The organism is Frankia sp. CgJB1, assembly GCF_977947065.1.
On sequence record NZ_CDWTNB010000190.1, the window covers coordinates 1 to 7507 of the forward strand.

Here is a 7507-nt window from a genome sequence, read left to right on the forward strand (position 1 = left end):
GAGTGGAACTACATGTTCACTTCCCGTAGATCCGACTTAGAATAATCAAGTTATTTCAATGCAAATCCTTTGTGTCCGCCGCCGAAACAACAAGGACATCGGGATGCGCCGCAATAGCAGCGTTGAGGAGCGGCGTCTGCGCAGCGGCCGAGAATTCTGGAGAATATTGCGCGGTGAATTTCATCCCGTACCGCGAAGCTTGTTCCTGCGCCCCGCAGGCGACAGAGATGTAGGCGCCGTTGCGGACGGGCGCCACATAGATAATCGACTTACCCGCCGCGGATGTAGAAGATGCTGGGGATGTGGACGATGTACCCCCATTCGACGAGCATGCGGCGAGCGCCGCGGCGCAGAGTACCGCAAGTGCGGTCGCAAGTCTTTTCCGTCTTGCCGTCATGACTACTCCAGTATTCCTGCGTGAATAAGAAGTCGAAATAGAGTGGGGCGAATCAGTAGCAGCGTTCCTCAAAAGTGTTCCTCAAGAGCGTCCGCGGTCAGAGTTTGAGCGATGCGAGCATGGTCGGTGGCGCGTCAGCAACGCTCGCCACGCCGGTCTCACTGGGCCTGATCGTCACGTTCACGAACCTAGCCGCACGGAACAACGTTCCAATGAACGGTGGATGGACATTTCCTATCAAGGACGTATAGAAACTTCGTTTTACGCCTGCTTCTCGCGCAGCGACGGGGGCCGGACCCGCGGGTCTGCGAGCGTGCCAGCTTGGTAGGGGACCCCAGGGATCTGCCGGAAAATAACCTCAGAATTTGATGTTGCCCTTGTCGATCAGGTTGGTGTGGATCACGGTGACCAGCAGCCGGTCAGACAGCGACAGGAGACCGCAGCGCAGGACGCGGTACCGGGCATGTTTGTGGTGCAGGCTGACCGGCGGGTGATCGAGCAGGTACTGCTCGACTCTGGCCAGCAGGGCGGTGAAGGCAGGGCCTTCCAGTCCGGTGAGTGTGGGGTGGTGCAGCCAGCTCGTGAGCGGTCAGCCCGGTGCGGGTGGTGGTCGCGCCGATCGTGTTGACGACAACGTCGTGGCTGGTCAGCGGGCGCCCACCCCAGTTGACGCTGATCCAGGAGAACAGTCGGTGCTCGATATTGTTCCATTTCGATGTTCCTGGCGGAAAATGGCAGACTGTCACCTCCAGACCAGCCGTGTGAGCGAAGGCGGCCAGCTCACTTTTCGGGAGGCCTTGACACCAGCCGGCATGATCACACGATGCGCGCGCGTGGTCAGCCCGTGGCGAGCAGGTCGACGGCCGGTCGAGTCGGGACCGCCTGCTGCCGCTCCGCGGCAAGGAACGGCCCTTCGCCGCTCGGGTCCATCACGCCGGACTCGGCCCAGCTGAAGCGGCCCGCGAGCACCTCCTGCGCCGCCGTGTAGTTGCGGGCGTCGTCGTTGCGCCACAGCGCCGCGAAGGACGCCTCGACCCGGCGTCGCGCCTGCCGGCAGAACAGGTCGGCCAGGTCGATCGCAGTCGGCTCGCCCTCCTCATCGAGCATCCGGGCCCGCACGACCGCCGCGCTGATAGCGAACAGTTCGGCGCCGATGTCGACGAGACGCCCGAGGAACGCCTGCTTCTTCTCCAGTCCGCCCTGCCAGCGAGCCATCCCGTAGAAGGTCGACCGGGCGAGCTTGCGCGCCGAGCGCTCCACGAAACGCAGGTGCGTGCCGAGCCGACCGAATTCGAGGAACGATCGCGGCGACGTCCCGCTGCCGACGGCGAGGCCGGGCAGCCAGCGGCCGTAGAAGGCAGCCGCCCGTCCGGCGCCGCGGGCCTTCGCCGCGACCGACGCGTCCGGGGAAATGATGTCACCGGCCACCGAGAGGTGGGTGTCCACGGCCTCCCGCGCGATGAGCAACCGCATGATCTCGGTGGACCCTTCGAAGATCCGGTTGATGCGCAGGTCGCGTAGCATCTGCTCGGCCGGTACCGGTCGTTCCCCCCGGTTGGCCAGGGACTGGGCGGTCTCGTACCCACGACCGCCGCGGATCTGGACCAGCTCGTCGGCGATCAGCCAGGCCATCTCGCTGGCATACAGCTTGGCCAGGGCAGCCTCGATCCGGATGTCCCCGCGTCCCTCATCGGCCATCAGGCCGGACAGTTCCAGCATCGCCTCCAGCCCGAACGTGGTGGCGGCCATGAACGCGATCTTCTGGGCGATGGCGTCGTGCTGGCCGATGGGCCGACCCCACTGGACGCGGTCCCGCGACCATTCCCGGGCGATGCGCAGCGCGTACTTGGCGCCGCCCACACAGGTCGCCGGCAGGGCGAGGCGGCCGGTGTTCAGCGTCGTCAGGGCAATCTTGAGCCCCTCGCCTTCCCGCCCGAGGCGGTCCGCGGCCGGGACCCGGACCCGCTCGAAGCTGGTCACCCCGTTCTCGATGCCGCGCAGACCCATGAACTCGTTGCGGTGCTCCACCTTCACGCCGGGTGCGTGGGCATCGACGATGAAACACGTGATGCCACCGCGACGACCGGCCGAGCGCGGGACGACCGCCATGACCACCAGCCGATCGGCGATCACACCGTTGGTGGTCCACAGCTTGCGGCCGCTCAGCTCGTAGGCGGCGCCGCCCTCGACCGGCACCGCCTGGCTGCTCATCCGGGCCGGGTCGCTGCCCACGTCGGGCTCGGTCAGCAGGAACGCGCTGATCTCCTCGCGGGCCACCTTCGGTAGATACGTCCGCTTCTGCTCCTCGGTACCGAACCCCAGGACCGGCTCGGCCACGCCGATCGACTGGTGCGCCGAGAGCAGCGTGGGCAGGCTCGCATGCCACGAGCTGGACAGTTCAAGCGCCCGGTTGTAGTAAACGGTGGTCAACCCGAGTCCGCCGTACTCCTCGGGGATCTTCATGCCGAGGGCGCCTATCCGCCGCAGCCCGTCGATCACCTGCCCAGGTAGCCGCCCGTCCCGCTCGATCTGCAACGGGTCCACCGTCTCCCGCAGGAACGACTCGAGCTGGGCCAGGAACGCCTCCCCCCGCTGCCGGTCGCCCTCCTTCGGCCGCGGGTGCGGGGAGATCAGATCGAGCCGGAGATGACCGAGGAAAAGCTCCTTGCCAAACGAGGGAAGCCGCCACTCGGCCTCCCGGGCCGCCTCGGCGACCCTGCGCGCCTCCCGTTCTCCCACCTGCGTCATCTCTCGCCTCCCCGTCCGTGAGCGGTATCCCGTCCGTCAGCGGTATGCAGTCCCTACCTACCCGTACTCCTTACCCGCACCGCGCCCATCCGCACGAGCTGGCACGCACACTCAGGCCGCGATCGTCCACGTGCCGTTAGCGTCCGTACCGGCCCCCGCACCGATCTCCGCACCGATCAATGTCGACTTCCATCTGATCGCCCCCTGCCGGCGAATTTGGGGGACCTGAGCACGGTCTGCGGTCCCTGGACCGTGACTGGCTCCCCCAAATTCGACCGCCGCGCGATCATGAGGACCCGAACTCGCGAACGTTGGTAGTCACCGCGTCCGCGACGCGACCTCTCACTGCGGGGGCGGAGGTCGCGGAACAGTAGCACCAGTGTGCCGGGCTGCCGCAGGACATCCACGAGGGTAGATCGGGACGGCATGTACACGCCGAGCACATCAACGAGCCGTTTACTCGAATGTCTCGCCCGGACGACCGGACGGCTGTCCAGGGCGGCGGGCGCGGCGCTGCCCGGGCACTCGACGTCCAGCCCGCGCGGCGCGGCCGATGTCGGCCCGCGCACAAGGCTTGCAGATGTTGCGTTTGTTTCGGATGATGCAGTTGGGAACCGTGAATGTTGATGGAGCTGGCAGAGATGCCTGGCAGAGATGCCCGGCCAGGTTGACGGCGCGACCGGGCGACCGGACCCCGATCTGATCGGCACCCACTGGCGGATCAAGTTTCGCGACCTCCACAAGTACAGAAGCCGCGACGACCTGGCGCGGCGGCGCGAGGCCGACAACCTGACCGAGCTGACCCAGGAACTAGGGCTGTACTGAGCGATGACCTTCACGGTGGTGTACGACGCCAACGTGCTCTATCCGAACACATTGCGCAACCTTCTGATCCGGATCGCGCAGTCAGGCCTGGTCCAGGCGAAGTGGACCAACGAGATCCTCGACGAGATAGTCACCGCGATCGGCCGGAATCGGCCAGACATACCGTCCGACGTTGACGACCACATCGTTACCGCCATCCCTGGCGGTGGCTAGATGGGCGAGTTCCCCCACGCCGACGGAATCACCTGGCACGAGCCGGTCATCGGCTGGGGAGTCCTCGACCTCGGCATCGGGGACTCGTTCTTCGTCAATGACGATCAGGGCTACTTCGAGCACTGCCCCGCCGCCGATCTGGTCAGGGTCTGGCACCCGAACACCACCGGTTTGACGGCGCCCCCACCAGGCACCAATGCCTGAGTTGGTTCAGCGCCCGCCCCAAGCCTACCGCGAACCCGGCAATCGGTACCGCCATGACCTGCGCTCCGGCAACGCTTCCGCCACGGCTTCGGGCGGAAGCCGCCGGTCATACGCCACGTACTCGTGATCACCCGGATGCAAGATCACATGGATGAAACAGGCGACGAACTCCTCCGTGTGAACCGACGTGTAAGCCCTGATAGCGCCATCAGAAAGACGCCGGGGGATCACCTCCCCCGGCTACACCGGGGCGTCAGCGTTCCTCGGTGAGTAGGGGCGTACCACCGGTGCGACCGGCCTTAAGTCAGTGAGCCGTCGATTTTGACCACGTACAGCTTGATGTCGGTCAAGTACGGCACCACGGTGCCCGCTGCCGGCTCCTGCCGTACCACCTTCCAATGCGAGTCGATGATCTGAAGGCGTCCCCGTCCAGTCGCGTCGATTGAAGTCGACCGCAAGGGCGGGAAAAGAAGCTCCTGCGCGCTTTGCAGGTTCATGCCGACAACATTAGGGACCGCCTTCACCGCGGGGACCGTCGGCTGGGTTGCGGCAGGCGCGGCAGTGGTAGGGATACCCCCTTCCGTGCCGGAGACCGTAATGGCCGTTGTCGTCGCCGCCGGGACGGCGGTGGTCGCGGCCGTCGGGGTGGCGGTCGTGGAGCTGGGGCTCGCGATCGCGGCGACGATAAGAAGCGCGACCACAGCGACACCGCCGATAATGCCGATCTTCTTCCAGTCGCGACCCTGCCGCGGTGGCGGCATCGGGGGTCCGTAGCCGCGGGTCGGCCCATCTCCGCCCGGGTGAGGCTGCTGGTAGCCCTGGCTTCTGCCGTCGTGGTAGCTGTGGTGCCTTTGATCGTCGTAGTACGACATGACCGACCCCCGTTGAGACAGCATCGGGGAATGGGCGTCACCCCCCGACAACGCGGCGCACAGGGTATCGAAGGCATCACTGGACCGAATCGCGGGGTACGCGCTGGGCGGGTATCCCGCGGATGGGCTCTTGCGTGTTTCTCGGATCCGGGAACCGTCCGTTACGAGTCCTTCGGGCCCACCGATCGACAGTCCGGGCAGTCCCTGGAGGATGACACCGGCCGGAACGTGAGCCGGACACCCCACCGTGGCGGTGGCCGCCGATGCTTCTTGCAGCGCAGCACGATTACCGGGTTGGGCCACGGTCTGCCAGGCGCCTCGTCCATGCCGTCAGGATGGCCCGGCCGGCGCGGCCGCGCCGTATCCTTCGCGTGGGCTCCGGCATGGGTACCCGGCAGCTCAGGCTCTGGAGGTTGCCCCACGCCGGGTGTTCCACTCGGCTCGGCTGATCGCATAGACGTTGTTCGCCCTCCATGGGCCGACGTCAGCCACCTCCCGGAAGGTCATCCCAAGCTTGCGCGCGATCGCGTTCATCCCCGCGTTCTCCTGGTATGTGATAGTGATCAGCTCGTCGACATCCAGCCGATCAAAGCCGAAGTTGAGCGATGCTGTGATCGCTTCTGTGCCAAGTCCCTGCCCCCAGCGGTCCCGGCGGATAGAGACAGCGACCTCGACGGCGAGCCAGCCCTCGGCGTAGAAGGTTCCTGCCCGGCCTATGAACTCGTTGGTATAACGGTCGGTCATGGCCCGCATACCATGTCCGCGTCGCTCCCATAGCGCCCGGGCCCGTTCGATCAGTCGGACTGTCCCCTCCCGCCCGCACGGACCATCGAGATAGCGCATGGTCTCGGGGTCGGCGTCATCGCCGCGTACGGGTCGATGACGGCGTCGAACCAGCCGCGAAGGATGAGCCGTTCCGTGACAACGATGGGGATCTCGGGTGCGGTCACTGGGTGAGGGCGAGCCGTGGGCGGGCGCCGAGCTGCTCGCGTAGATCTTTGACTGGGGGTAGTTCAGCGAACGGATCAAGATGCTTGCTGATATCTCCGGCCTTGGCTGTGACACTGTAGGTCGGGATGGCGTTCAACATCGAGACCACTTCCGATGCGTGCCGAGTAGCCTCCTCCGGCTCGGGTTTGGATCGAAGTAGCAGCGCCAGGGAGAGGTTGAGCATGGCGTTCCCGAGGTCTTCGAATCCACCACCGGTTCGTTGGTAGGCGTCGACCGATGCGCGCGCCATCGCCTCGGCCGCCTCGCCATGCCGGAGAGGGGCGAGAGTCCGCGCTGTCGACTGGTCGGCGTGGACGGGTCCGAACGGTGATGCTCCGGGTAGCGGGGGACTGGCCACGACGTGGTCATGCATGAGCGCGAGCGCTTTTCGTGCGCCGGCTTCGTCTCCGAGCGCGACCAGTCCTCGAACTTCGTAGGCGGCGAGTCGCGCGGCCAGGTAAGGATGATCGGCTATTGTCAAGGCCTCCCGGGTCGACCCTGCGGGTCCCGGCAGGGCGTATTCAAGATCTTCTGCTGTCTTTTCGAGCTTCGCTTCCTTCCACAGGCGGATCAGTTCGCCGTCGGACTTCAGCTCCCGGTTGAGGTCTGCGACGACTCTGGGTGACGGTAGCTGGTGGCCGTTCGCCGCGTCGCCGATTACTTGGCGCGGGATCCCCGTCTTCCGGTGCAACTTACTGTGATCGTTCTGTCGATCTGCGATCAAGCCTCGAAGATACGTCACGAACTGTGACCGTGCTTGTCTCTGAGGATCCATCGCCTTGTCGCTCCTGTCAAGCGATGCCCTGTCATGGCCGTCATCTGCATGCATGAAGAAACGGCTGCATTCTGCAGCAGATCTGGTGCGCAGTGTGTCATGTCCTTACCGGCGGATGTGCCGGCCGGCATCCGGAGGCCAGGGAGGATTCGTGACGCTGACGGGTTCTCCCTGCGGATCACCGGGCGGGTGGAAGGCGGCCACCTATACCGGGAGGAGGAGCGGGCCCCACCGCTCGCGGGCACCCTCCCCCTCCCGGGCCCTGCCGACCCGCCGGCCCGGAGCGAACTGGATTCCCGTGCGGGACACACCGGCGAACTATTCGATCTCCGTGCTCGACGCCAATGGGCGTCCGGTCGAAACCCTGACCGGCTGGCCCACGGCCCGGCTCGCCGACGAGCACGCCCAGACCTTGCCCGACATCGTCGGCTACCGGGTCGTTCCGCTTCGCCGTGTCAACGGCCCCTGAGAGCCTGTCCTGGA

Annotated in this window: 9 protein-coding genes and 1 pseudogene; 4 read left to right on the forward strand and 6 right to left on the reverse strand. The window is 65.8% G+C overall.

Annotated elements, in window-relative coordinates; translation table 11 throughout:
• Nucleotides 1-55: 55 nt before the first annotated feature.
• From AC08OT_RS17375 to AC08OT_RS17385, 3 genes and pseudogenes are all read right to left on the reverse strand, one after another.
• The gene (locus tag AC08OT_RS17375; protein ID WP_476594166.1) at nucleotides 56-397 is read right to left on the reverse strand and encodes a hypothetical protein; all 342 of its coding nucleotides are present in this window, start codon (nucleotides 395-397) and stop codon (nucleotides 56-58) included.
• A gap of 358 nt (nucleotides 398-755) precedes the next feature.
• Nucleotides 756-1185 (reverse strand): annotated as a pseudogene (locus AC08OT_RS17380) (ISAzo13-like element transposase-related protein); the annotation flags it as partial.
• Nucleotides 1186-1234: 49 nt separating this feature from the next.
• Nucleotides 1235-3145, reverse strand: coding sequence for an acyl-CoA dehydrogenase family protein (locus AC08OT_RS17385; RefSeq protein ID WP_476596238.1), 1911 nt, complete (start codon nucleotides 3143-3145; stop codon nucleotides 1235-1237).
• Nucleotides 3146-3799: 654 nt separating this feature from the next.
• Between AC08OT_RS17385 and AC08OT_RS17390 the strand changes: the two genes are divergently transcribed.
• The 3 genes from AC08OT_RS17390 to AC08OT_RS17400 are packed head-to-tail and all read left to right on the forward strand — an operon-like array spanning nucleotide 3800 to nucleotide 4387.
• On the forward strand, nucleotides 3800-3970 hold the full coding sequence (locus AC08OT_RS17390; protein WP_476594168.1) for a hypothetical protein: 171 nt from the start codon (nucleotides 3800-3802) through the stop codon (nucleotides 3968-3970).
• A 3-nt stretch (nucleotides 3971-3973) separates the two neighbouring features.
• Nucleotides 3974-4183: a hypothetical protein gene (locus AC08OT_RS17395; protein ID WP_476594169.1), complete on the forward strand. Its 210-nt coding sequence runs from the start codon at nucleotides 3974-3976 to the stop codon at nucleotides 4181-4183.
• Complete coding sequence (locus AC08OT_RS17400; protein ID WP_476594170.1) at nucleotides 4184-4387, forward strand: hypothetical protein; 204 nt, start codon at nucleotides 4184-4186, stop codon at nucleotides 4385-4387. It abuts the gene before it with no gap.
• A 299-nt stretch (nucleotides 4388-4686) separates the two neighbouring features.
• Here the strand turns inward: AC08OT_RS17400 and AC08OT_RS17405 are convergent, their stop codons facing one another.
• The 3 genes from AC08OT_RS17405 to AC08OT_RS17415 form a co-directional block, all read right to left on the reverse strand.
• On the reverse strand, nucleotides 4687-5259 hold the full coding sequence (locus AC08OT_RS17405; RefSeq protein WP_476594171.1) for a PASTA domain-containing protein: 573 nt from the start codon (nucleotides 5257-5259) through the stop codon (nucleotides 4687-4689).
• Between the two features lie 399 nt (nucleotides 5260-5658).
• The gene (locus AC08OT_RS17410) at nucleotides 5659-6102 is read right to left on the reverse strand and encodes a GNAT family N-acetyltransferase (protein ID WP_476594172.1); all 444 of its coding nucleotides are present in this window, start codon (nucleotides 6100-6102) and stop codon (nucleotides 5659-5661) included.
• Between the two features lie 103 nt (nucleotides 6103-6205).
• The gene (locus tag AC08OT_RS17415) at nucleotides 6206-7078 is read right to left on the reverse strand and encodes a hypothetical protein (protein ID WP_476594173.1); all 873 of its coding nucleotides are present in this window, start codon (nucleotides 7076-7078) and stop codon (nucleotides 6206-6208) included.
• 97 nt (nucleotides 7079-7175) lie between these two features.
• Here AC08OT_RS17415 and AC08OT_RS17420 point away from each other — a divergent pair, with 97 nt between their 5' ends.
• A complete protein-coding gene (locus AC08OT_RS17420; RefSeq protein WP_476596240.1) occupies nucleotides 7176-7493 on the forward strand; it encodes a hypothetical protein in 318 nt (105 codons plus the stop codon).
• Nucleotides 7494-7507 lie beyond the last annotated feature (14 nt).

Excerpts from the sequence above, each read along its gene's own strand:
- AC08OT_RS17375 (WP_476594166.1), bottom strand. The coding sequence starts at position 397 with ATGACGGCAAGACGGAAAAGACTTGCGACCGCACTTGCGGTACTCTGC.
- AC08OT_RS17385 (WP_476596238.1), bottom strand. The coding sequence starts at position 3,145 with ATGACGCAGGTGGGAGAACGGGAGGCGCGCAGGGTCGCCGAGGCGGCC.
- AC08OT_RS17390 (WP_476594168.1), top strand. The coding sequence starts at position 3,800 with ATGCCCGGCCAGGTTGACGGCGCGACCGGGCGACCGGACCCCGATCTG.
- AC08OT_RS17395 (WP_476594169.1), top strand. The coding sequence starts at position 3,974 with ATGACCTTCACGGTGGTGTACGACGCCAACGTGCTCTATCCGAACACA.
- AC08OT_RS17400 (WP_476594170.1), top strand. The coding sequence starts at position 4,184 with ATGGGCGAGTTCCCCCACGCCGACGGAATCACCTGGCACGAGCCGGTC.
- AC08OT_RS17405 (WP_476594171.1), bottom strand. The coding sequence starts at position 5,259 with ATGTCGTACTACGACGATCAAAGGCACCACAGCTACCACGACGGCAGA.
- AC08OT_RS17410 (WP_476594172.1), bottom strand. The coding sequence starts at position 6,102 with ATGCGCTATCTCGATGGTCCGTGCGGGCGGGAGGGGACAGTCCGACTG.
- AC08OT_RS17415 (WP_476594173.1), bottom strand. The coding sequence starts at position 7,078 with ATGCATGCAGATGACGGCCATGACAGGGCATCGCTTGACAGGAGCGAC.